We start from the raw sequence: 22,116 nt of genomic DNA, 5'->3' as shown, positions 1-22,116 counted from the left end.
GCGGACAGCAAGACGGCGAGGGAGCTTGCGCTTCCTCGCCGTTGAAATTCTTACATTCTTTTACGAAATGCTTGTTAAGGGCCTTCCGTAGCCGTCGCATTGCGTCGTTTGACGAAGCCGTGAAGACCCGTCCGAGCGCCCGTGCGAAATCAGGCGGCCGACAGCTTCTTCAGCTGGGCGGCCAGACGGCTGACCTTGCGCGAGCCGGTGTTCTTGTGAACCACGCCCTTGGACACGGCGCGCATCAGTTCCGACTGGGCGGTGATGAACGCAGCCTTGGCGGTTTCCACGTCGCCGCCCGTGACGGCTTCCTGGAACTTGCGCAGGTAGGTGCGAACGCGGGTGCGGCGGGCCTTGTTCACTTCGGTCCGCGCTTCGATCTTGCGGATCGCCTTGCGGGCGCCTGCATTGTTGGCCATCGGGTAAAAACCTTCGAACGAAAACGCCGTAAACCACACGTCCACGGCGAGAAAATCTCAAGAGCGGGCGGCTATAGCGGAAAGCCCCCGAACGGTCAACGCGATCCGGCGGGAATTGAGTCGGGGCCGAGGTTTGCGCCTCGTTTCATCCGGCCCCGACATGGATTCAGCGGCCGGTGAAGGCGGGCTTCCGCTTCTCGACGAAGGCGGCCATGCCCTCCTTCTGGTCGTCGAAGGCGAACAGGGAGTGGAACAGGCGACGCTCGAACACCACCCCTTGCGCCAGGGTGGTCTCAAAGGCGGCGTTGACCAGTTCCTTATTGGCCATGACGGCCAGGATCGACTGTCCGGCGATCTTGGCGGCGGCGGCGCGCGCCTCGTCCAGCAGGGCGTCAGCGGCGACGACGCGGGACACCAGACCCGAGCGTTCGGCCTCGGCGGCGTCCATCATCCGGCCGGTCAGGCACATGTCCATCGCCTTGGCCTTGCCCACGGCGCGGGTCAGGCGTTGCGAGCCGCCGATGCCGGGCGCCACGCCCAGGTTGATCTCGGGCTGGCCGAATTTCGCCGTGTCCGAGGCGATGATGAAGTCGCACAGCATGGCCAGCTCGCAGCCGCCGCCCAGGGCATAGCCCGACACCGCCGCGATGATCGGCTTCCTGAAGTTCGCCACCCGGTCGTGCGCGCGAGCGAAGAAGTTGCCGCGATACATGTCGGCATAGGCCTGATCCGCCATCTCCTTGATGTCGGCGCCGGCCGCGAAGGCCTTGGCCGAGCCGGTCAGGACGATGCAGCGGACGCTGTCGTCGTCAGCCACGCTTTCCAGGAAGTCGCCCAGTTCGCCGGTCAGGGTGGTGTTCAGCGCGTTCAGCGCCTCGGGCCGGTTCAGGGTGACGACCGCATAGCCGTCCGCGCAGCGTTCGATCAGCAGGGTGGAATAGGCGTCGGCCATCAGGCGCTCCTCTCAACTCGTTCGGGGCAGGTCTAGCGTCTCGGGCCGCTCACAGGAACACCCCTCAACCCTTCTGGCAAACCGGACAGAAGAAGGTCGAGCGGCCGCCCTGGACGATGCGTTTCACCACGCCGCGACAGCCCTCGGTGCGGCACGGCTCATGCTCGTGGCCATAGACGTCGAAGCGATGCTGGAAGTAGCCCTGGCCGCCCTCGACGTTGGCGAAGTCCTTCAGGGTCGATCCGCCCGCCGCGATGGCGTCGGCCAGGACGTTGCGGACCTCGACCGCCAATCGCTCCAGTCGGGGGCGGCTGACCTTGCTCGCCGCCGTCAGGGGTGAAATGCGCGCCCGGTAAAGCGCCTCGCACACATAGATGTTGCCCAGACCCGCCACGATGCTCTGGTCCAGCAGGCTGACCTTGATGTTCTGCGCCTTGCCCGCGAAGGCTTCGGCCAGATGGGCACCGGAGAAGGCGTTGCCCAGAGGCTCTGGTCCCAGTTTGGCGAACCAGGCATGGCCCTCGACCGCCTCGGTCGGGATCAGCCCCATGAAGCCGAAGCGCCGCGCATCGGCGTAGCCCAGCCGTGTCAGCACGCCGCTGCGATCAGCCGTCAGGCTCATATGCTCATGCTTGCCGACGACGGGGGCGTCCGTCTCGAACAGGCCGGGGACGACGCCTTCCAGAGTAAAGCGGCCGGTCATCCCTAGGTGTGTGATCCAGGTCTCGCCGGTCGACAGGGGGAACAGCAGGTATTTCGCCCGCCGGTCCAGCCGTAGCACCGTCGCCCCGTCCAGCCGCTCGACGAAGCGTTCGGGAAAGGGAAAGCGCAGGTCCGGCCGGTTCTGGCGCGGCGCGCTCAGGCGAGCGCCTTCCAGCACGGGTTCCAGGCCGCGGCGGACGGTTTCGACTTCAGGTAATTCGGGCATGGACGACAGCTTAGGCGCGGGCGGCTTCTCGGGCGAGGGGGGAAGGGACTATAGGCGGGGGATGACCATGCTCCTCTACGGCCGCCCGCCCGCCGTGTTCGATCCGCCCGCGACGGCGACCCAGACCTCGCCCCTGATCCCCGGTTCTACGGCGTTGGAGGCGATCGCGCCCGGATCGGCCGACGGGGTGATGCTCTACGCGCCGCCGGGCGCGGTTGAGCGGCGCTATACGCTGGCGTTGTCGTTGAAGGCGTTGAAGCCCGGCGGGCGGCTGGACGTCATGGCGCCCAAGGACAAGGGCGGTTCGCGGTTGGGCAAGGAGCTGAAGGGCTTCGGGCTTGAGGTCGCTGAGACGGCCAAGGCCCATCATCGCCGCTGCATCGTCATCCGCCCCGAGACGGTCGAGGGACTGGACGCCGCCATTGAGGCGGGCGCGCCGCGCGTGGTTCCGGGGCTCGAGGCCTGGTCGCAGCCGGGCGTCTTCGCCTGGGACCGGATCGATCCGGGCACGGCTCTGTTGGCCGAAGTCCTGCCGCCTTTGAAGGGGGCGGGGGCCGATCTGGGCTGCGGTTTCGGGGCGCTGTCGACGGTGGTGCTGCGCGCGCCCGCCGTGACGGCCCTGCGGCTGATCGACATCGACCGGCGCGCGGTCGAGGCGGCGAAGCGCAATGTCGAAGATACGCGCGCCGGCTTCGGCTGGGCCGATGTGCGGACGCTGGAGGCGGCGGGCGACCTGGATTTCATCGTCAGCAATCCACCTTTCCACGACGGCGGCGCCGAAGACCGGCGGCTGGGTCAGGCCTTCATCCGCAAGGCGGCCGAGATGCTGAAGAAGGGCGGGACCGCCTGGATCGTCGCCAACCGCCATCTGCCCTATGAGGCCGAACTGGACGTGGCCTTCAAGCGGGTGCGGATGGTCCTGGATCAGGGCGGCTACAAGATTTTCGAGGCGGTGAAATGAACCCGCCCTCAAGCAGCCCGAAGGGCGTTAGGGCATGAGCAAGAAGATTCCAACATCCCGCGTGGACAAGCTGTTGGGCTCGATGGGCTACGGCTCGCGGGCCGAGATGGCCCGGCTGGGCAAGGCGGGCGGCATCGTGCTGGACGGCGCCGATCTGACTGACGTGTCCAGGCGCATTCCGGTGACGCCAGACCTGCCGAGCCGCATGGAGATCGACGGCGAGCCGTTGGATCCTGTGCCGGGCCTCGTCATCCTGTTGAACAAGCCGCTGGGCATGACCTGCTCGCACAAGGAGGACGGGGCGCTGGTCTATGACGTCCTGCCCGACCGCTGGCGGCGGCGCGACCCGGCGATCTCGACCATCGGGCGGCTGGACAAGCAGACGAGCGGCCTGCTGCTGCTGACCGACGACGGCGACCTGCTGCACCGGGTGATCAGCCCCAAGCGCCATGTAGCCAAGGTCTATCGCGCGACGCTGGCGCGGCCGCTGAACGGGACGGAGGGCGCGCTGTTCGCCTCGGGCGAACTGGTGCTGGAGGGCGAGGACAAGCCGCTGGCGCCCGCCGTGCTGGAGGTGGTGTCGCCGACCGAGGCGCGGTTGACGGTGACGGAGGGCCGCTATCACCAGGTGCGCCGGATGTTCGCGGCGGCGGGCAATCACGTCGAGGCGTTGCACCGCGAGAGGCTGGGCGGGCTGACGCTGGGCGACGATCTGGCGCCGGGTGCGTGGCGGCTGCTGAACGAGGATGAGATCGCTTCGATCTTCGCCTAAGGAAAGGGGCTGGGCGTGCTTGACCTCTTCCCCACAGTCGCGCACCTCCCTGTCATGACCCTGACCAAGATCTGCGGCCTGACGACGCCGGATACGCTGGATGCGGCGCTGGACGGCGGGGCGGCCTTTGTCGGGGCGGTGGTGTTTCCGAAGAGCCCGCGTCACATCCCGCCGCTGCACGCCGCCACCCTGTTCGATCGGGCGCGCGGGAAAGCCAAGGTCGTCGCCGTTCTGGTCGATCCCGACGACGCCCTGCTGAGCGAAGTCGCCCTGATCCTGCGGCCCGACTTCATCCAGCTTCATGGCCATGAGACGCCGCAGCGCGCGGCCCAGGTTCGTCGGTTGACGGGGGCGGGGGTCATCAAGGCCCTGCCGATCCGGGACGAAGCGGACTTCGCCGGCGTCGCCGACTGGACCGGCGTCGCCGATCACCTGCTGTTCGACGCCAAGCCGCCGCAAGGGGCCGATCTGCCCGGCGGCGTGGGGGCGTCGTTCGACTGGAGGCTGATGCAGAACCGGGCGCTTGCGGCAAACTGGTTCCTCGCGGGCGGGCTGTCTGCGGAAAATCTCACCGAAGCGGTGCGGATTTCAGGGGCGCCGATGGTTGATGTCTCCTCTGGCGTTGAAAGCGCGCCGGGTGTTAAGGACCGGGCCCTGATCAAAGCTTTTCTGGACGCCGCATCGCGGTCCTGATTTCGTCGCCTTCCTCCCTGAAGACTTTCGTGTGCCCGATATCGTGAACGCCCCACTGTCGAACTCCTACGCCTGGCCCGACGCCGAAGGGCGCTTCGGCCCCTATGGCGGCCGCTTCGTGCCCGAGACGCTGATGCCGCTGATCCACGAGCTGGACGCGGCCTATAAGGCGGCCAAGGCGGACCCCAGCTTCCAAGCCGAACTGGACGGCTATCTGGAGCACTACGTCGGCCGCGCCAGCCCGCTCTATTTCGCCGAACGGCTGACCGAGCATTTCGGCGGCGCCAGGATCTGGCTGAAGCGCGAGGACCTGAATCACACCGGCGCGCACAAGATCAACAACTGCATGGGCCAGATTCTGCTGGCCCGCCGCATGGGCAAGACGCGCATCATCGCCGAGACGGGGGCCGGTCAGCACGGGGTCGCCTCGGCCACCGTCTGCGCCCGCTTCGGCCTGCCCTGCACCGTCTACATGGGCGCCGTCGACGTGGCCCGGCAGCAGCCGAACGTCTTCCGCATGAAGCTGCTGGGCGCCGAGGTCTCGGCCGTCACGGCGGGGGCGGCGACGCTGAAGGACGCCATGAACGAGGCGATGCGCGACTGGGTCACCAATGTCGCTGACACATATTACATCATCGGCACGGCGGCGGGCCCGGCGCCCTATCCGGCGATGGTGCGCGACTTCCAGTCGGTGATCGGCAAGGAGATCAAGGCGCAGGCCCAGCGCCAGATCGGTCGCCTGCCCGACGCCGTCATGGCCTGCATCGGCGGCGGATCGAACGCCATCGGCGCCATGCACCCCTTCATTGAGGACGAGGCTGTTCGTCTGATCGGGGTCGAGGCGGCGGGCCACGGTCTGGACACCCCCGCCCACGCCGCCAGCCTGAAGGGCGGGCGCTCGGGCGTGCTGCACGGCAACCGCACCTATCTGTTGCAGGACGCCGACGGTCAGATTCTGGAAGGCCACTCCATCTCGGCCGGGCTCGACTATCCGGGCGTGGGGCCGGAACACGCTTGGCTGCACGACCTGGGCCGGGGCGAATATCTGTCGACGACCGACGATGAGGCGCTGGAAGCGTTCCAGACCCTGTGCAAACTGGAAGGCATTATCCCGGCGCTGGAGTCGTCGCACGCCCTGGCGCGCGCCGGCGAGGTGGCCCGGGAACTCGGCAAGGAGGGCGATCTGGTCATCGTCCTGTCCGGCCGGGGCGACAAGGACATTAACACCGTGGCCCAGCATCTGGGCGTGGAGTTGTAATGATGAAGACCCTGCTGATCGCCGCCGTTCTGACGGCCGCCTCGCCGAGCCTGACCCTGGCGCAGAACACCGCGGCGCCCGCCCCTCAGGCGCCGGTGCAGACGGCGCCGACCGTCCCGCCCGGCCCGGCGGCGACAGGAATGCCGGTCCTGCCTCCGGCGACCGAGGCGGCTGACTGCGGCGGCCTGCTGCGCAGCCCGGCCTTCTGCGTGACGGCGCAACTGGACCAGATCGGCGCCCTGGCCGACGCCTATACGGAACATCTGGCCTCGCTGAACTGGCTGGCGGCGGACGGCGACGACAACCGCGTCATCTTCGTGCGGCGCCGCGAGGGCGGCGGCTGCGACGGCCTGCAGATGATCGCCTTCTACGACGAGAGCAAACCGGCCGAGGCGACGGCGCCGGGCTATCTGGGCTTCGCCGTCATTCCAGGCGACGTCTGCACCTCGGGCCCGGCCTCGCCGGTCGCGGGAACCCTGCCGCAATGACAACTGCCCGTATCGACGCCCGTTTCGCCAAGCTGAAGGCTGAGAACCGGGCCGGCTTCGTTCCCTATGTCATGACCGGCGACCCCAGTCGGGACGAGGCGCTGGAGATCCTGAAGGGCCTGCCAGCCGCCGGGGCCGATCTGATCGAACTGGGTCTGGCCTTTTCGGACCCGATGGCCGAGGGGCCGCCGATCCAGCGCGCCGCCCTGCGCGGGCTGAAGGCGGGGATGACCCTGCGCGGCACGCTCGATCTGGTGGCCGACTTTCGCAAGGGCGATCAGGACACGCCGCTGATCCTGATGGGATATCTGAACCCGGTGGAATCCTACGGCTATGAGGTCTTCGCCCGCGATGCGGCCGAGGCCGGGGTGGACGGCATCATCGTCGTCGACTGCCCGCCGGAAGAGGCCGGGCCGCTGTCCGCCGCGCTGGACGCGGCCGAGGTTTCGCTGATCCGGCTGGCCACGCCGACCTCCGATGACGAGCGGCTGAAGGTCATCGCCGAGGGCACGTCCGGCTTCGTCTACTACGTCTCGGTCGCCGGGGTGACTGGGGTGAAGGAGGCCGTCGCTGCCGAAGTGGCGCCCGCCGTAGAGCGCGTGCGCCACGCCTCCGGCCTGCCGGTTGCGGTCGGCTTCGGCGTCCGCACGCCCGAACGCGCCGCCGAGATCGCCCGCGTCGCCGACGCCGTCGTCGCCGGTTCGGTTTTCGTGAACGAAGTCGCCGCCGCCCTTGAGGCGAACGAACCGGCTGTCCCGCGCGTTCTGGCCAAGGTGAAGGCGCTGTCCGATGCGGTGAAAACCGCGCGGACGAGTGCATCCCAAAATAGTGCTTTCCTCGCGGAAACCGTCTAAAGGCCCGCCCATGGTCGATAAGAATCCCGAGAACAAGCCGCGCGGCGGTTGGCTGTCGCGTTTCGCGCCGGGCGTGCGCAAGATCGTCAGCCCGCGCGACACGCCGGACAATCTGTGGGTCAAGGATCCCGACACGGGCGAAATGCTGTTCCGCTCGGACCTGGAGGCGGCCCTGTGGGTCACGCCGTCGGGCCGTCACATGCGGATCAACGCGCCGACGCGCCTGAAGGCCACCTTCGACGACGGCCTGTATGAGGCCATCGACACGCCCGACGTGCCCGAGGATCCGCTGAAGTTCTCGGACGGCAAGCCCTATCGCGACCGCCTGTCGGCGGCGCGCAAGGCGGCGGGCCGCAAGGACACCATGGCCATCGGCTATGGCCGCATCGGCGGCGTCCCCGCCGTGGTCATCGTTCAGGACTTCACCTTCATGGGCGGGTCGCTGGGCATGGCGGCGGGCGAGGCCTTCATCGCCGCCGCGCGCGAGGCGGTGAAGCGCAATGTTCCCTTCGTCTGCTACACCGCCGCCGGCGGGGCGCGGATGCAGGAAGGCGCCCTCAGCCTGATGCAGATGGCCCGCACCACCCTGGCCGTTCAGGAAGTGAAGGCGGCCAAGCTGCCCTACGTCGTGGTGCTGACCGACCCGACCACGGGCGGGGTCACGGCTTCCTACGCCATGCTGGGCGACGTCCACCTGGCCGAGCCGGGCGCCCTGATCGGCTTCGCCGGTCCGCGCGTGATCGAGACCACCATCCGCGAGAAACTGCCGCCGGGCTTCCAGCGCGCCGAATACCTCAAGGACAAGGGCATGGTGGACAAGGTGGTGTCGCGCGGCGACCTGCCGACCACGCTGGGCCTGATCCTGTCCATGCTGATGAGCGGAACCGCCCAGAAGCAGAAGGCGGCGTAAAGCCAGTCCCCATGGACCCGATCTCGGAACGCCTGCGCGCCCGGCATCCCCAGCGCATCGACCTGTCGCTGGATCGGATGCGGGCCCTGTGCGAGGCGCTCGGGAATCCGCAGGACAGGCTGCCGCCGGTGGTCCATGTCGCGGGCACGAACGGCAAGGGCTCGACGGTCGCCCTGATCCGCGCCATCGCCGAGGCGGCGGGCCTGCGGGTCCACGTCTATACCTCGCCGCATCTGGTGCGGTTCAACGAGCGTATCCGACTGGCCGGGACGCTGATCAGCGACGACGCCCTCAACGCCATCCTCGACCGGGTCGAGGCGGCCATGGCTGATACGGACGGCGAAGCCACGGTGTTCGAAAGCACCACGGCGGCGGGCCTTCTGGCCATGAGCGAGACCCCTGCGGACCTGGCGATCATCGAGGTCGGCCTGGGCGGATCGCTGGACGCCACCAACGTCATCCCGCGGCCCCTGCTCAGCGTCATAACGCCTGTCGATCTGGACCACGCCGAGTTTCTGGGCACGACCATTGAGGGCGTGGCGGGCGAGAAGGCGGGCATATTGAAAGCGGGCGCACGCGGCGTCGTGGCGCGCCAGTCCGAGGCGGCCATGGCGGTGATCGCGCGCCGTGCGGCCGAGGTCGGCTCGCCCCTGACCGTCATGGGCGTCGACTTCGACGCCTGGGCCGAACGCGGCGGCCTCGTCTATCAGGATCAGGAGCGGTTCCTCGACCTGCCCGCGCCTGCCCTGTCCGGCGCGCACCAGTTCGACAATGCCGGCGTCGCCATCGCCGCCGCGCTGGAGCTGGACCTGCCCGAAGCGGCCATCGCCGAGGGACTGAAGGCCGTGCGCTGGCCCGCGCGGATGCAGCGGCTGACGGCCGGCCCCTATGCCGACAAGGCCCAGAAGGCCGACGCTGAACTGTGGCTGGACGGCGGGCACAACCCGCACGCCGCCCGCGCCCTGGCCCGCGCCCTGTCCGACCGTCAGGCGCGTGCTCCACGCCCGACGGCCCTGATCGTCGGCATCCTGGCCAACAAGGACGCCGGCGGCTTCTTCGAAGCCCTGAAGGGGATCGACGCCCAGGTTTTCACCGTCGGCTTCGAGGGTACGGCCGCCGAGCCGGAGGCCCTGGCCGCCGTCGCGCAGGGACGGGGTTTCGGCGCCATGGCGGTTGAATCGGTGGACGCCGCGCTGGACCGCGCCCTGGCCCTGGGCGCCGGAAGGGTGGTCATTTGCGGCTCGCTCTATCTGGCGGGCGAGGTGCTGGGCGCCAGCCGCGAGACCTGGCCGGTCTGAATCAAATGCACCGCCTCTCCCTCCCCTTCATGGGGAGGGTGGTCGCGCAGCGACCGGGTGGGGAGGACCGGGCGATCATTGGCGCGACGGTCAGCCTATAGCCAAAGCACTGGATCCCGGCGTCCGCCGGGATGAGCGGGATAAAGAAAAAGGCGGCGCCCCGTTCGCGGCGCCGCCTCCACCCGGTTTCGGCCTGACGGCCTCAACCACCCTCCCCCATGAAGGAGAGGGAGAATTCTCAGTCCGCCTTCACGCCGGCTTCGGCCAGCCATTCGACGATCTTGCCCTTGGGCATGGCGCCGACCTTCATCGAGGTCATCTGGCCGTCCTTGAACAGCATCAGGGTCGGGATGCCCTTCACGCCCATCTTGGACGGGACCATGGGGCTGTCGTCGATGTTGACCTTGGCCACCGTGACCTTGCCTGCCAACTCGTCGGCGATCTGCTCCAGCGCCGGGCCGATCTGCTTGCAGGGGCCGCACCACTCGGCCCAGAAGTCCACCAGCACGGGGGTCGAGGACTTCAGGACGTCGGCGTCGAAGCTGTCGTCGGTGACTTTCACAGTCGCCATGAATGATCTCCTTAAGAGCGCTATCGCTCGCCGCGCGGCGGCTCGCTGCTTGAGCGCATTTGATAATCGCGCGCTGACGGTAGCGTCAGCGTTCGGCCACAGATGTGGGTGCGAATCCCCGACAAATCAACGCGCATTTTCGAGAGCGGCGTCCATCAGGCGTTGCGGGACCGCCATCAGCTTTGGCCCGTCGGTCCAGACCAGGGCCGCCTCGACCGCGCGCTCGGGATAGAGGCGGCGCAGGACGGCGACGTAGATGGCCATCTGCAGAATATAGGCCGGATCGGCGTCCTCGACGTGGTCGGGCGCGGGGCGGTTGGACTTGAAGTCGATCACCAGCACGCGCTCGGGCGTAATCACCAGTCGGTCGATGCGGCCTGAGATCGAGACCCCGCTGGGCAGGTCGGGCGCGGTCCCGGTCAGGGCGACCTCGGCGCGGCTGCCGGGGCCGAAGACGGGGGCGAAGCGGGCGTCGTCCAGAACGCCGAAGGCCGCGGCGATCATTTCGGCGCGCTGGTCCTCGCTCAGGTCGCGCTCGCGTGCCAGCATCCGGTGCGCGGCGTCTGGGCGGTCGTGCGAGGGCAGCTCAGGCAGACGCTCCAGCAGGCGGTGGATCAGGTCGCCGCGCCGGAAGCGGCCCAGCCCGGCGCCCACTCCCGAACTTGGGCCTTCGCCGCGCGCCAGGGGCGACGGGGCGGGGATGCGCTTCTGCTCCTGCATCGACGAGGGCGAGGCGAAGCGGGCGGCGGCGTCGCGCGGCGGGTTGGTCCCCGCCCAGGCGGGGGCCTCCGCGCGCATTTGGGCAGCAGCGACGGCGGCGGGCAGGCTGTCGGGGTCGGCGCCGTAGCGGCGAACGCCGCCGTCCAGTTCCCGCACCTGATCGCCCAGCCGGTTGAAGGTCTCTTCGATCACCGACCACCAGTCACCGGCCTCGGGCGCGCGTTTGGAGCCGCGTCCCATGACGATCACCCTGTCCCGCGCGCGGGTCAGGGCGACGTAGAGCAGGCGCAGAGATTCATCGCCGACCCGCGCCTCACGCGCCGCGCGAGCGTCGGCCGAGACGGGGCAGTCCTCCTTCGATGAACCGGGACACATCAGCCAGGCTTCGCCGCTCTCGGTGGCGACCGGCATCAGGGACGGCCCCTGCGCCTTCGCCTTCATCGTCGTGTCGGGCAGGATGACGACCGGCGCCTCCAGCCCCTTGGCGCCGTGGACGGTCATGACGCGGACCTCGCCGCGCGGGCCTTCCAGTTCGCGCTTCACCTCGACGTCGGCGGCTTCCAGCAGAGCGAGACAGGTCTCCAGATCGGTCCCGCCGCGTCCCTCGGCGGCCAGCACCTGATTGAGGGTCTCGTCTATGGCTTCCTCGGCTTCGCGCCCCAGACGGGTCAGGATGCGGGCGCGGCCTGATTGGCCGGTCGTATCCACCCGGTTCAGCAGGCGGGAGAAGAAGCCGAACGGATCGAGGTCGCGGGCGCTGCGCGCCGTGCGCAGCAGGTCCAGCGCCCGGCCCCACTCGGGCCGTTCGTCCGCTCGGCGCTTCAGTTCGCGCCACAGACCGTCGCGCTTCTCGCGGCCCGCGAGCTCGAACAGGCTGTCCTCGTCAACGTCGCAGAAGGGGCCGCGCAGCACCTCGGCGAGCGTCAGATCGTCGCCGGGGAAGAGGGCGAAGCGGGCCAGCGCCTTCAGGTCGTCGAAGACGATGTGCTGCGACAGTTTCAGCCGGTCGGCGCCCGCCACCGGCGCGCCCGCCGCCTTCAGGGCGCGGATGATCTCCTCGAACGTCGCGTCGCGGCGGCGGACCAAAATCAGGAAGTCTCCGTACCCACAGGGACGCGGCGTCCCATCCTTGGCGAAGACGACGGCGCCGGTCTCGACCTGACGCTTGATCTCGAGGGCCAGGGTCTGGGCCATGCGTTTGCGGGCGCTGGCGGTTCCTTCCTGATCGACGGGATCGGTCCAGGCGTCGCGCTCGGGCGGGGCCTCGTCCACGAACAGGGGCCACAGCTCGACGGCGCCGGGCTGGCCTTTGCGGGCGGCGGTGTGGTGGGGAATCTCGCCCGTCTCCCCGACCAGTGCGCGAGCGCGTTCGGGCGTGGCGAAGACTGCGTCCACGAAGGTCAGCACCGCTTCGGTCGAGCGGTAGGAGGTTTCCAGCGGCACGCCTTCAAACGCGCCGCCGGCTCCGGTGATCAGGCTGTCATAGACCTGCGCTTCCTGCCTCAGCCGCTCGGGCCGGGCGCCCTGGAAGGAGTAGATCGACTGCTTCTCGTCGCCGACCGCGAAGACGGTGCGGTCGGTCTCGGGGACGGTGAAGAACTCGCCGGTCAGGGCGCGCATGATGGCCCACTGTTCGGGGGCGGTGTCCTGAGCCTCGTCGATCAGCACGTGATCGACGCCGCCATCCAGCTTGTACAGCACCCACGCGGCGGTCGAGCGAACGGTCAGCAGTTCGACCGTGCGCGCCACCAGGTCCGAGAAGTCCAGCGCGCCGTGCGCCGTCTTGGCCGCCTCGTAGAGGGCGGCGTGGGCGTTGGCGAGGGTCAGCAGCTTGACGGTGTCATCGGCGACCTTGGCGGCGCGCAGCTGGTCGCGCGCGGCCAGGAACTTGTCCTGAAGGTCGGTCAGCCAGCCTGTGGCGTCGGGCGGCGCCTGCTTGGTCGCCATCGACTTGCGAGGCGAGCCGGAGCCGGTCAGGAAGACGACGCCAAGACCGTGGAAGCTCCAGTCGTGGTCGAGGGCGTGGATCAGTTCGGCGGCCCGGTCCTTGTCGGTCTTGGCACCGGTCGCCATCAGCTCGGCCATGCGGCGGACCTCGCCCCGGTCCAGCCAGCGCAGGAAGTCGGCCTCGATGTCTTCGGGCGACTTTTGCGGGTCTGAGCCGGTCAGGACGTAGGGGCCGGGCGCGCGGCCGTCGGCGACGCGGGCGACATAGTCGGTCAGTTCGGCGCGCTTGTTCTCGATCAGGGCCAGCAGATCCTGGAAACGACCCCAGTCCAGCTCGACTGCGAAATGGCTGTAGGCTTCGCCGATCGGCCCCTCGGCGTCGGCGAGGGCGGCGCGGGCCAGGTCTTCGCGCGCTGAGTGGGACAGGGCGATCGCCGCCTCGTTCTCCAGCACAGTGAAGCGCGGCGACACCCCTGCCTCGATGGGAAAGCGGCGCAGCAGTTTTTCGCAGAAGGCGTGGATGGTCTGGATCTTCAGCCCGCCGGGCGTCTCCAGGGCGCGGGCGAACAGGCGGCGCGCCTCGGACAGGCGGGCGGGGTTGAGGGCGGCGGGGTCGCTGTCGTCCAGCTTGGCCAGTTCCGCCGACAGTTCTCCGTCGTCCATGACGGCCCATTTGCCCAGCGTCTCGAACAGGCGGGCCTGCATCTCGGCGGCGGCGGCCTTGGTGTAGGTCACGCACAGGATGGCCGAGGGCGCGGCGCCGCCCAGCAGCAGGCGCGCCACCCGGCTGACCAGGGTGGTGGTCTTGCCCGATCCGGCGTTGGCGGTGACGAAGACCGAGCGGGCCGGGTCGGCGGCGCGGGTCTGAGGGTTGAGGCCGTCGCGGACGTGGAGGTTCATTCCGCCTCTCCTTCTTCGCCGCCGCCGATGACGTGCCATTCCCAGACGCGGGCCAGCAGGTTGTAGGGGCTGTAGCTGCCCATCAGATGAGGCGCGGCCCACGAGAGGTAGGGCGTCTCCGGCCGGTCGAACTCGGCGACGCGGGCCATCAGGCCTTGCAGGGCGGCGTCGGACAGGGCCTGCGCCTCCGGCCCGGCGGCGCGCACGGCGACCTCGCCCGCCTTCTTGCGGCCGACGACGCGGACATAGGTCAGTTCTTCCGGCGGGACGGGGCCGTTGGTCTCCTTGAAGCCGCCGGCGGCCAGTATGGAGCCCGTCAGGGTCAACTGGGGGGCGAAGCCTGCCTTGATCTGTTTGGCGGTCGGGATCTGGCCGGTCTTGAAGTCCATGACGGCGGCAGACAGGGCGCCGACCTCGATGCGGTCGGCGTAGGCCTTGACGGTGAAGGGGCCGCCAGGCGCGTCAAACTCCAATGCGCCCTGCTGCTCGATCAGCAGGTCGACGCCGCGCGCGCGGCGCTCGGTTTCGAACCCCGCCAGCCAGCGGGCGGCGTTTCTCGCCAGCGGCGCCTCGCGGGCCATGGCGGCATCCTCGAAGCCGTGGGCGCCCAGCTCCTCCAGCAGCAGACGCTCGATCACCGCGTCGAGATCGTCGGGCAGCAGGTCGGGCCAGTCCTCGGTCAGGCGCTCGATGGCCTTGTGCACGGCGTTGCCGCGCGCCAGGGCCTCGGCCGAGGCGCCGGGGCGCTCCATCGGTTCGAGGTTCAGGATGCGGCGGGCGTAGAGGGCGTAGGGGTCGCGGACCCAGCGTTCGACCCCGGTGACATGGAGGCTGCGCGGGCGGCGCTCGACTGGGGGCGTGGGCGCGGGACGCGGAGCGAGCTGTGCCGGGCCGGGCGGCGGGGCGTCCAGCGCTTCAGTCCAGTCGGCGACGCTCTCCGGCGCGCTGAGCTTGACCGGAGTGTCCGGGGCGTCGGCGCCGCGCGTCAGCATCTCCAGCCGCCACAGCCAGCGCGAGCGCACGGCGGGCTGGCCGCCGCGCCGTTCGCAGTGGACCAGGATGGCTTCATCGGCGCAGGCGGCCTGAACGAAATCCTGCGCCGTCTGGCCCAGGCGCCGCTCGGGCGCAGGCAGGGGCAGGGCGGCGCGCATCGGCCGCGACAGGAAGGGATCGACCGGGGCGGCGTTGGGCCAGACGCCTTCCTCCAGCCCGGCCAGGATCATGCGGTCGGCCCGCGCCAGCCGCGCCTCGATGGCGCCGAGGATGCGCAAGGACGGATGGGTGGCGCCGCCGGTCCGCACCGTGGTCTCGGCCAGCAAGGCGGCGATCAGGTCGGCGAACTCGGTGGGCGTGGTCTGTCCCAGCGGACCGCCGCCCTCGATCAGGGCCGACAGCAGGGAGGCCGCCGCCTCGCCGTCCGGTCCGGCCCAGGCGTTCTGACCGGCCAAGGCCTCGATCAGGGCGGTCAGGGTTCGCGCGGCCTGGTCCGGCGGACAGGGGCGGGCGGTCGCCAGCATCTCCAGCCGGCCGGAGAGCGCCTGCGCGCCCTTGAGGCGGGCCAGCTTCCAGTCGGGCAGGGGCAGGCCGCCGCGTCGAGGCTCGGCCGCCTTCAGCAGCTTCTCGCGCAGTTGGGACCAGCGGCGAGGGCGCGGGCCGCGCAGGGCGTGTTCCTCCAGCGCCTCGGCGGCGTCGGTGAGCGACGTCTCGCCCAGATCGAGGCGGACCAGCGGATGTTTCAGAAGGGCCAGCAGGGTCTGCGGCTTCAGCGGCTCGGCCAGGAAACGGGCGCCGAGGTCGATCAGGACCCCAGCCGTCATCCGCGACAGCGGCTGGCCGGTGGAGGAGTCCGGGACTATGCCCCAGCGCGCCAGTCGGGCCTCGACCCGGCGCGACAACTGCAGGTCCGGCGTCACCAGGGCGCAGGTGATCGGGCGGCCGTCGGGCGTGCGCTGCTCCAGGCTCTCGCGCATCATCAGGGCGACGGCGGTCGCGGCCTCCTCCTCGGCGCGGACGGACAGGACGGTCAGGCCCGACAGGCCCTCGGCGATGGGGTCGGCGGCGCGGCCGGCCTCGGCCGAGCGGGCGCGCAGGCGCTTGATCTCGCGGCGCCAGTCGTCGGTGGCCTCGGCGGGGCGCAGGGCTTCGTTGATCAGGCGCTGGCGGGCCAGACCGCGCGCCTCCACGGCGGGGTCGAGCGATGGCTGGAACCACGGTTCGACGGCCTCGCGCGCGACTTCGGCGCGGGTCAGCAGGGCCTTCAGCGCGGCCTGAGGGTGCTGATCGTCGATGCGGTCCCAGGCATCGGCGGCCAGATCAAGGTCGAGGCCGGGCAGGACGACCACGCCCTGCGGCGCCTTGGCCACGGCCTTCAGCACGTCTGCGGCGGCGGGAACGGTGCCGGTGGACCCGGCGGCGATGACGGGGGCCTGCGGCGGGCGGGCGTCCCAGGCCTCGGCCAGACGACGCAGCAGGGTCGCACGGCGCCAGGCGGGATCGACCAGTCCCAGCGCCTCCAGACGTTTGGGCCAGGCCTCGACGGCGAGGCCGAGGAAGCGGGCGCTCTCGCGCCAGTGCTCGGCCAGATCCTGTTCGGCCAGGGTCGTGATGCGCGACAGGTCGGAGACTTCTTCCAGTTGGCAGGAATCGAGGAAGGCGCCGAGCGCATCGGCCATTTCGAGCGCGCGCAGGGGCTTCATCCCCGGCTCGAAGTCCTCGGCGATCATGCGCGCCATCTCGAAGCGGCGTGTCAGGGGGGCGATGGCGGGCGGCAGGTCCAGACCCAGTTCGCCGGGGGCGAAGGGCGGCTCGTCCTCTTCCAGATCGCCGAGCGGTCGCACCTGCGGCAGCAGCACGGGGCGCTCGCCCGCCAGCTTGCCGAGCGCGAAGGAGAAGGCGCGGGCGGCGCGGCGGTTGGGCAGCAGGATGGTGGCGTCGGTCAGGGTCTCGGGCGGGGCGTCGCCCAGCCAGTCCAGCACCCCCGCCGCGAGGTCTTCGAGGAAGGGCCGCCAGGCGGGTACGGCGCGCCAGCGCGGCCCGCTTCCGGCGAATGGATCGAAGCGCCCCCCCGTCATGGTCAGGTCTCCGCCTTCAGCCGGGCCTCGGCTTCATCGCGCGCCTGCGGGTCGCCGACGTGCATCCAGTCGCCGTCCAGAACGCAGCCGAACAGGCGTCCCTCGGCGGCGGAGGCGCGCCACAGGGGGCTGAGGGAGAAGGGGCCGTCGGGGCCATGGTCGGCGTAATCGGGGCGGGTGATGTGGACGCCCATATAGGCGTAGGGCGCGCTGGCCGCCTCGCCTCGGAAGGTCAGGGCGCCGTCGTCGCCGAGGAAGAAGTCGCCGCCGCCCTCGAAGCCGATCGAGCCTTCGCGCCGGGCCAGCAGCAGGGCGGCGTCCATGCGCGCGGAATCCCACAGGCGGATCAGGTCGGAAAGGGCGTCGCCCCGGTCGATCCAGACGCTGTCGATATTGGCGACGAAGACGGGATCGTCGCCGAGCAGGGGACGGGCCTTCTTCAAGCCGCCGCCGGTCTCCAGCAGTTCGGCGCGCTCGTCGGAGATGCGGATCGTCGGGCGCGTGCGGGCGGCCAGATGGCTTTCCAGCCGGTCGGCGAACCAGTGGACGTTGACCACGGCGTCGGTGACGCCAGCCTCGGCCAACCGGTCGAGAACATGGTCGATCAGCGCTTTGCCGCCGACCTCGACCAGCGCCTTGGGGCGGTCGTTGGTCAGGGGGCGCATCCGCGTGCCGAGCCCGGCGGCGAGAACCATGGCGGTTGTGGGAGACGTCATCGACGCACATCCTTCGACACGTGGCGGTCCATCCAGGCGGCGACGGCTTCGAGGCCCGGCGCCTTCAGATTGGCGGTCAGGTGCGCCCACATGCGCGGCATGAAGGCGGCGTAGCGGGGCTTGCCGTCGCGGGCGATCAGGCGGGCGAAGATGCCCAGAATGCGCGCCTCGTTCAGGGCGGCCAGACCGGCGTAGGCGGCCATGAAGGTCTCGCGGTCGGTCTCGGGGCGCAGGGTGAAATAATGGTCGAGCGCGAGCGCCTCCAGTTCGGGCGCCACGTCGCGGCGCGCGTCCTGCAGCAGGGAGTGCAGATCCCATGACGGGTGGGCCTTCACCGCGTCCTGGAAGTCGATCATCCCAACCGAGGCGGCGCCGGTCCTGCCGTCCAGCCGGATCAGGTTCTCGGCGTGATAGTCGCGGTGGGCCATGACGGTCGCGCCCGCCTCGCCCGCCGCCGTGATTGGGGCCCAGGCCGCGCGCCATTCGGCGATGGCGGCTTCATCGAAGCTGAGGGCGGGGATCAGCTTGGGCAGCCATTCGACGAACAGGTCGGCGCCGCCTTGCAGCGCGGTCTGGTCATAGGTCAGCAGGGGCCAGTCGCCTGCAGGGCCGGTCAGGACATCGGGCGTCGGGGCGGCGTGCAGGATGGCCAGGGCCTCGACGGCGGCGCGATAGAGGGGGGCGGGGTCGGCGCCGTCCTTGATGACGCGGGCGAACAGGGCGTCGCCGAAATCCTCGATCACGGCCAGACCGTTCGGGGCGTCGACGGCGATGATTTCGGGCGCCGACAGGCCCAGCGACTTCAGGTGGGCGGCGACGGCTGCGAAGGCCTCGATGCGGCCGGCCGACAGGCGGGCGACCGCGTTCCAGCCGTGCGCATGGCGCTGTTCCGGCGTCCACGATGGATCGCAGGGCTGGCTCTCGGCGGCGGGGGCCTGATCCATCAGCATCAGGGAGGCGCCCGAGGGCGTGGTCAGCCGCTCGTAGCGCCGCGTCGAGGCGTCGCCGGGCAGGGGCGCGCGGACGGCCTCGGCCAGACCGGCCGAGCGCAGGAAGTCGAGACGGAGGGCTTCGCGTTCAGACATGGAGTTCCTTCAGTTTGGCTTCCCACGAGCCTGTGCCGGAAACGGTCGCAACTCTTCCAGAGAGGCCCCTATCGCCGCCCTCGCGGAGGGCGGCTGCTTGAGGGGCGGGTTCCGAGATTTCGATCGTCAGCCGGTCGGGACCGAGCATCCGGCCGGGGTCGTCGCCCAGCCGTTCGGGCCATTCGATCAGGGCGCAGCCTTCGTCCAGCGCCTCGTCCAGACCAATCTCAAAGGCTTCTTCGGGACGGCTGAGGCGATAGAGGTCGAAATGGGCGATGGGTGGGTCGCTCTCATAGAACTGGACAAGGGTGAAGGTCGGCGACGGCACGTCCTCGTCGGGGCGCGTCAGGGCGCGGATCAGACCCCGCGCCAGGGTCGACTTGCCCATGCCCAGCGGGCCGTACAGCAGGACGGCCTCGCCCGGCGCCAGCAGGGGGGCGATGGCTTCGCCGAGGCGGGTCGTGGCCTCGGCGTCGGGAAGGGTGAAGGTGTTCATGCTGGGGTCATCAGGCGAAGGTCGCGTCAGGATCGGCGGCCAGGGTCCACTCGACGAAGGTTTTCAGTTTCAGGGTGGCGGACTGGGCGTCGATGTCCAACGCCAGCGGCCGGATGGGGCGGCCGACGATCAGGTCGAAGGCGCGCCCCTTCTTGTTCAGCAGTTCGTGGAAGAGGGTGATGTCGCGCAACTCCTGCGACACATTGTCGAACAGGTGGAACAGGCGGCTGGTCGGACCAGAGACGTGGATCGGGATGACCGGCGCCTCATATTTGCGGGCAAGCGAAGCGGCGGTTGCGGCCCATTCGGGGTCGGTCAGCAGGCCGTCCGGGCCGACGCGGGCCAGGCGTCCGGCCGGGAACATGACGACGCAGCGTTCGGCCTCGAACGCCTCCCTGGCGGCCTGAAGCGTGGCTCGGGTCTTTTCGCGCGTGCGCTTGGCCGTGACCCATTCGACCGGGACCACGGTTTCCGACAGGCGCGGCGAGACGCGCAGGGCGTCGGCGTTGGCGAAATAGATCAGGTCGTTCCGCACCGTACGCAGGGCGTCATGCACGGCCAGGCCATCGGCGATGCCGGTCGGGTGGTTGCACACCACCAGACATCGACCCGAGGCGGGCAGGCGGTCCAGATGCGCCGTTCGCACCGTCAGCTCCAGCAGGTCCGAGACATAGTCCAGCGCCTGGCGACCGCCCATGGGGCCGATGGCGTCGGCCATGCGGCGCGCCTTGGCGTAGTCGAGCAGGCCGTAAAGGGCGGGGCGGACCAGCGGCCATGCGGCCGATCCCGTCAGCCGCGGCGCGCGCTCGGCGATCAGGACGTCGACGATGTGGGGAGCCGGACTCATCGCCTGCTTGTCGCCGAGGCGGCGGCGGCGGGCAAGCGCCATCCCGCTTGGCGCTGGCTGTAGGGCCGCCTATGCAGGAAGCCTGACCATTCATGGGGGAGTGTAGCGTAATGACCCGATCACATTGGATGACGGCGGCGGCTGTCCAGATGCTGTTGCTGGCGGGCGGTCTGGCGGCGACGCCGTCGCTGGCGCGCGAAGCGCCCGTCGCGGCTGCGGCGTCGGCCGAGGCTCCGGCGTCCGATCGTCTGGGCTTGAAGGATCTGGCGATGATGGAGCGCGTCGGCGACCCGCGCGTCTCGCCGGACGGGCGTCGCGTCATCTACGCCGTCACCACGACGGACTGGGCGGGCAACAAGAATCAGACCGGCCTTTGGATGGTCGATGTCGACGGCGCTGCGCCTGCGCGTCGTCTGCCGATCTCCGACGGCGGCGTCTCGGGCGCGCGCTGGGCGCCGGACGGACAGTCGATCTATTTCATGTCCGCACGCGGCGGGTCGAACCAGGTCTGGCGCGCGGACCGCGACGGCATGGCGGCGGCTCAGGTCACCACCCTGCCGGTGTCCGTGTCGGGTTTCCGCTTCACGCCGGACGGCCAGGCGCTGGTGCTGGGCGTGTCGGTCTATACCGACTGCGAGACGCTGGACTGCACAAAGGACCGGCTGGCCGCGCGGGCCAAGTCGACGCAGCAGGTCTATGAGCGGATGCCGCTGCGCGTGTTCGACCGCTGGGCCGACGGGCGTCAGAGCCATCTCTTCCTGCAGCCGCTGAACGGCTCGGGCTTCGCCGAGGGCCAGCCGCGCGACCTGACCGCCGGGCTGGATGCCGACGTGGGCGTCGGCGAGAGCAGTTTGACGATCTCACGCGACGGGCGCTCCTTCATCTATTCGGCGCGCAAACAGGCGGACCGCGCGCCTTTCACCAACGACAGCGACCTGTATCGACTGAGCCTGGACGGCGGCGCGCCGGTCAATCTGACCGAAGGGCATTCGGGGCCGGACGGGGCGCCCGCCCTGTCGCCGGACGGACGGCGGCTGGCCTGGCTGGCGGCCCCGCGTGAGAACGTCGGCGGCGATCAGCCGGTGGTCATGGTGGCCGATGCGAACGGCGCGAACGCTCGCGCTCTGACGAACTGGGATCGCGGCCCCAGCGGCCTGACCTGGCGTTCGGACGGCCGGGCGCTTTACGTCACCGCCGCCGACGAGGGTCAGAACCGCCTGTTCGAGATCGACGCCCGCACCGGCGCGGTGAAGGCCCTGACCGACATCGGCTCGGTCGGCGACTTCGACGAGGTCGGCGGCGTTCTGGCCTATGCGCATGAGAGCTTCACGGCTCCGACGCAGGTCTTCATCGCCAAGAACGGCCAGCCCGCGCGCCAAGCGACGCAGCACAACGCCGAGCTGCTGGCCCGCATCGACCTGCCCCGTCCCGAGGAGATCCGCTTCCCCGGCTGGAACGACGAGACGACGCACGGCTGGGTGTTCAAGCCCGCAGGCTACGTCGAAGGCCGCAAATATCCGGCCGTCTATCTGATCCACGGCGGGCCCAAGTCGCCCTGGACCGAAAGCTGGTCCTACCGCTGGAATCCGCAGGTCTATACAGCGGCGGGCTATGCGGTGGTGATGGTCAACTTCCACGGCTCGCCGGGTTATGGCCAGGCCTTCACCGACGCCATCAACGACCACTGGGGCGATCGTCCTCTGGAAGACCTGCGCAAGGGCTGGCAGGCGGCGCTGGCGGCCAATCCGTGGATCGACGGGGAACGGGCCTGTGCGCTCGGCGCCTCCTACGGCGGCTATATGGTCAATATGATCGCGGGCCAGTGGAACGAGCCGTGGCGCTGCCTGGTCAACCACGCCGGGGTGTTCGACGTGCCGCAACTGATGAACGCCATGGACATCTCGACCTTCATCCATGAGTTCGGCGGCGCGACCTGGGACCGCAAGGCCGTCTATGACGCCCACAACCCCGAGACCTACGCCGGCGACTGGAAGAAGCCGATGCTGGTGCTGCACGGCTCCAAGGACTTCCGGGTGCCGATGGAGCAGGGGCTGGCGACCTTCTCGGCCCTGCAGCGGCTGAACATTCCCAGCCGCTTCGTCCATGTGCCGGACGAGAACCACTGGGTGCTCAAACCGCAAACCTGGGTCGAGTGGCAGCAGGAGATTCTGGACTGGACGGCCGACTGGACGAAGGAAGGTCAGCAAACGGCCCCTTAAACAGGAGGCTT

19 protein-coding genes are annotated in these 22,116 nt (G+C 69.8%); 9 read left to right on the top strand and 10 right to left on the bottom strand.

The features are described from left to right. Positions 1–149: 149 nt before the first annotated feature. From rpsT to mutM, 3 genes are all read right to left on the bottom strand, one after another. Positions 150–419 (bottom strand): 30S ribosomal protein S20, encoded by a 270-nt coding sequence (gene rpsT, locus H556_RS0113875; RefSeq protein WP_024355020.1) that lies wholly within the window; start codon positions 417–419, stop codon positions 150–152. A 166-nt stretch (positions 420–585) separates the two neighbouring features. Next, the gene (locus H556_RS0113870; RefSeq protein ID WP_024355019.1) at positions 586–1,371 is read right to left on the bottom strand and encodes an enoyl-CoA hydratase; all 786 of its coding nucleotides are present in this window, start codon (positions 1,369–1,371) and stop codon (positions 586–588) included. 64 nt (positions 1,372–1,435) lie between these two features. Beyond that, positions 1,436–2,299: a bifunctional DNA-formamidopyrimidine glycosylase/DNA-(apurinic or apyrimidinic site) lyase gene (gene mutM, locus H556_RS0113865; protein WP_024355018.1), complete on the bottom strand. Its 864-nt coding sequence runs from the start codon at positions 2,297–2,299 to the stop codon at positions 1,436–1,438. A gap of 61 nt (positions 2,300–2,360) precedes the next feature. Here mutM and H556_RS0113860 point away from each other — a divergent pair, with 61 nt between their 5' ends. Genes H556_RS0113860 through H556_RS0113825 form a run of 8 tightly spaced genes read left to right on the top strand, consistent with a single transcriptional unit; the run spans position 2,361 to position 9,533 of the window. Beyond that, positions 2,361–3,260, top strand: a complete 900-nt coding sequence (locus tag H556_RS0113860) for a class I SAM-dependent methyltransferase (protein WP_024355017.1) — start codon at positions 2,361–2,363, stop codon at positions 3,258–3,260. Positions 3,261–3,294: 34 nt separating this feature from the next. Further along, positions 3,295–4,032 carry a 16S rRNA pseudouridine(516) synthase gene (locus H556_RS0113855; protein ID WP_024355016.1) on the top strand — a complete coding sequence of 246 codons (738 nt, stop codon included), beginning with the start codon at positions 3,295–3,297 and terminating at the stop codon, positions 4,030–4,032. Positions 4,033–4,086: 54 nt separating this feature from the next. Then, entirely contained in the window at positions 4,087–4,725 is a 639-nt protein-coding gene (locus tag H556_RS0113850) for a phosphoribosylanthranilate isomerase (RefSeq protein WP_024355015.1), read from the top strand. Positions 4,726–4,768: 43 nt separating this feature from the next. Continuing rightward, on the top strand, positions 4,769–5,983 hold the full coding sequence (trpB, locus tag H556_RS0113845; protein ID WP_024355014.1) for a tryptophan synthase subunit beta: 1,215 nt from the start codon (positions 4,769–4,771) through the stop codon (positions 5,981–5,983). After that, positions 5,983–6,471, top strand: coding sequence for a hypothetical protein (locus H556_RS0113840; protein ID WP_024355013.1), 489 nt, complete (start codon positions 5,983–5,985; stop codon positions 6,469–6,471). The genes trpB and H556_RS0113840 overlap by 1 nt, the downstream gene beginning before the upstream one ends. Then, positions 6,468–7,325, top strand: a complete 858-nt coding sequence (trpA, locus tag H556_RS0113835; protein ID WP_024355012.1) for a tryptophan synthase subunit alpha — start codon at positions 6,468–6,470, stop codon at positions 7,323–7,325. Before H556_RS0113840 ends, trpA begins: the two co-directional genes overlap by 4 nt. A gap of 10 nt (positions 7,326–7,335) precedes the next feature. Then, on the top strand, positions 7,336–8,235 hold the full coding sequence (locus H556_RS0113830; protein ID WP_024355011.1) for an acetyl-CoA carboxylase carboxyltransferase subunit beta: 900 nt from the start codon (positions 7,336–7,338) through the stop codon (positions 8,233–8,235). Between the two features lie 11 nt (positions 8,236–8,246). Next, a complete protein-coding gene (locus H556_RS0113825; RefSeq protein WP_024355010.1) occupies positions 8,247–9,533 on the top strand; it encodes a bifunctional folylpolyglutamate synthase/dihydrofolate synthase in 1,287 nt (428 codons plus the stop codon). Between the two features lie 238 nt (positions 9,534–9,771). Here the strand turns inward: H556_RS0113825 and trxA are convergent, their stop codons facing one another. The 7 genes from trxA to H556_RS0113790 form a co-directional block, all read right to left on the bottom strand. After that, the gene (gene trxA, locus H556_RS0113820) at positions 9,772–10,104 is read right to left on the bottom strand and encodes a thioredoxin (protein WP_003168818.1); all 333 of its coding nucleotides are present in this window, start codon (positions 10,102–10,104) and stop codon (positions 9,772–9,774) included. 126 nt (positions 10,105–10,230) lie between these two features. Beyond that, positions 10,231–13,671: a double-strand break repair helicase AddA gene (gene addA / locus H556_RS0113815; protein WP_024355009.1), complete on the bottom strand. Its 3,441-nt coding sequence runs from the start codon at positions 13,669–13,671 to the stop codon at positions 10,231–10,233. After that, positions 13,668–16,742 carry a double-strand break repair protein AddB gene (addB, locus tag H556_RS0113810; RefSeq protein WP_024355008.1) on the bottom strand — a complete coding sequence of 1,025 codons (3,075 nt, stop codon included), beginning with the start codon at positions 16,740–16,742 and terminating at the stop codon, positions 13,668–13,670. The genes addA and addB overlap by 4 nt, the downstream gene beginning before the upstream one ends. A gap of 2 nt (positions 16,743–16,744) precedes the next feature. Beyond that, the gene (murU, locus tag H556_RS0113805) at positions 16,745–17,458 is read right to left on the bottom strand and encodes an N-acetylmuramate alpha-1-phosphate uridylyltransferase MurU (protein WP_024355007.1); all 714 of its coding nucleotides are present in this window, start codon (positions 17,456–17,458) and stop codon (positions 16,745–16,747) included. Then, positions 17,455–18,543, bottom strand: coding sequence for an N-acetylmuramate/N-acetylglucosamine kinase AmgK (gene amgK / locus H556_RS0113800; protein WP_024355006.1), 1,089 nt, complete (start codon positions 18,541–18,543; stop codon positions 17,455–17,457). Before amgK ends, murU begins: the two co-directional genes overlap by 4 nt. Beyond that, complete coding sequence (gene tsaE, locus H556_RS0113795; RefSeq protein ID WP_024355005.1) at positions 18,536–19,039, bottom strand: tRNA (adenosine(37)-N6)-threonylcarbamoyltransferase complex ATPase subunit type 1 TsaE; 504 nt, start codon at positions 19,037–19,039, stop codon at positions 18,536–18,538. Before tsaE ends, amgK begins: the two co-directional genes overlap by 8 nt. A gap of 10 nt (positions 19,040–19,049) precedes the next feature. Then, entirely contained in the window at positions 19,050–19,928 is an 879-nt protein-coding gene (locus tag H556_RS0113790; protein WP_024355004.1) for a GNAT family N-acetyltransferase, read from the bottom strand. 68 nt (positions 19,929–19,996) lie between these two features. Here H556_RS0113790 and H556_RS0113785 point away from each other — a divergent pair, with 68 nt between their 5' ends. Beyond that, the gene (locus H556_RS0113785) at positions 19,997–22,105 is read left to right on the top strand and encodes a dipeptidyl-peptidase 5 (protein WP_024355003.1); all 2,109 of its coding nucleotides are present in this window, start codon (positions 19,997–19,999) and stop codon (positions 22,103–22,105) included. Positions 22,106–22,116: the final 11 nt, after the last annotated feature.

This window comes from Brevundimonas naejangsanensis DSM 23858 (genome assembly GCF_000421705.1).
In the GTDB taxonomy this organism is placed as follows: Bacteria; Pseudomonadota; Alphaproteobacteria; order Caulobacterales; family Caulobacteraceae; genus Brevundimonas; species Brevundimonas naejangsanensis.
The sequence above is the reverse complement of the archived record's forward strand: the minus strand, read 5'-3'. Positions and strand labels throughout refer to the sequence as shown.

What these genes read in the sequence shown, in the direction of transcription:
- rpsT (WP_024355020.1), bottom strand. Translation starts at nt 419, where the DNA reads ATGGCCAACAATGCAGGCGCCCGCAAGGCGATCCGCAAGATCGAAGCG.
- H556_RS0113870 (WP_024355019.1), bottom strand. Translation starts at nt 1,371, where the DNA reads ATGGCCGACGCCTATTCCACCCTGCTGATCGAACGCTGCGCGGACGGC.
- mutM (WP_024355018.1), bottom strand. Translation starts at nt 2,299, where the DNA reads ATGCCCGAATTACCTGAAGTCGAAACCGTCCGCCGCGGCCTGGAACCC.
- H556_RS0113860 (WP_024355017.1), top strand. Translation starts at nt 2,361, where the DNA reads ATGACCATGCTCCTCTACGGCCGCCCGCCCGCCGTGTTCGATCCGCCC.
- H556_RS0113855 (WP_024355016.1), top strand. Translation starts at nt 3,295, where the DNA reads ATGAGCAAGAAGATTCCAACATCCCGCGTGGACAAGCTGTTGGGCTCG.
- H556_RS0113850 (WP_024355015.1), top strand. Translation starts at nt 4,087, where the DNA reads ATGACCCTGACCAAGATCTGCGGCCTGACGACGCCGGATACGCTGGAT.
- H556_RS0113840 (WP_024355013.1), top strand. Translation starts at nt 5,983, where the DNA reads ATGATGAAGACCCTGCTGATCGCCGCCGTTCTGACGGCCGCCTCGCCG.
- trpA (WP_024355012.1), top strand. Translation starts at nt 6,468, where the DNA reads ATGACAACTGCCCGTATCGACGCCCGTTTCGCCAAGCTGAAGGCTGAG.
- H556_RS0113830 (WP_024355011.1), top strand. Translation starts at nt 7,336, where the DNA reads ATGGTCGATAAGAATCCCGAGAACAAGCCGCGCGGCGGTTGGCTGTCG.
- H556_RS0113825 (WP_024355010.1), top strand. Translation starts at nt 8,247, where the DNA reads ATGGACCCGATCTCGGAACGCCTGCGCGCCCGGCATCCCCAGCGCATC.
- trxA (WP_003168818.1), bottom strand. Translation starts at nt 10,104, where the DNA reads ATGGCGACTGTGAAAGTCACCGACGACAGCTTCGACGCCGACGTCCTG.
- addA (WP_024355009.1), bottom strand. Translation starts at nt 13,671, where the DNA reads ATGAACCTCCACGTCCGCGACGGCCTCAACCCTCAGACCCGCGCCGCC.
- addB (WP_024355008.1), bottom strand. Translation starts at nt 16,742, where the DNA reads ATGACGGGGGGGCGCTTCGATCCATTCGCCGGAAGCGGGCCGCGCTGG.
- murU (WP_024355007.1), bottom strand. Translation starts at nt 17,458, where the DNA reads ATGACGTCTCCCACAACCGCCATGGTTCTCGCCGCCGGGCTCGGCACG.
- amgK (WP_024355006.1), bottom strand. Translation starts at nt 18,543, where the DNA reads ATGTCTGAACGCGAAGCCCTCCGTCTCGACTTCCTGCGCTCGGCCGGT.
- tsaE (WP_024355005.1), bottom strand. Translation starts at nt 19,039, where the DNA reads ATGAACACCTTCACCCTTCCCGACGCCGAGGCCACGACCCGCCTCGGC.
- H556_RS0113790 (WP_024355004.1), bottom strand. Translation starts at nt 19,928, where the DNA reads ATGGCGCTTGCCCGCCGCCGCCGCCTCGGCGACAAGCAGGCGATGAGT.
- H556_RS0113785 (WP_024355003.1), top strand. Translation starts at nt 19,997, where the DNA reads ATGACCCGATCACATTGGATGACGGCGGCGGCTGTCCAGATGCTGTTG.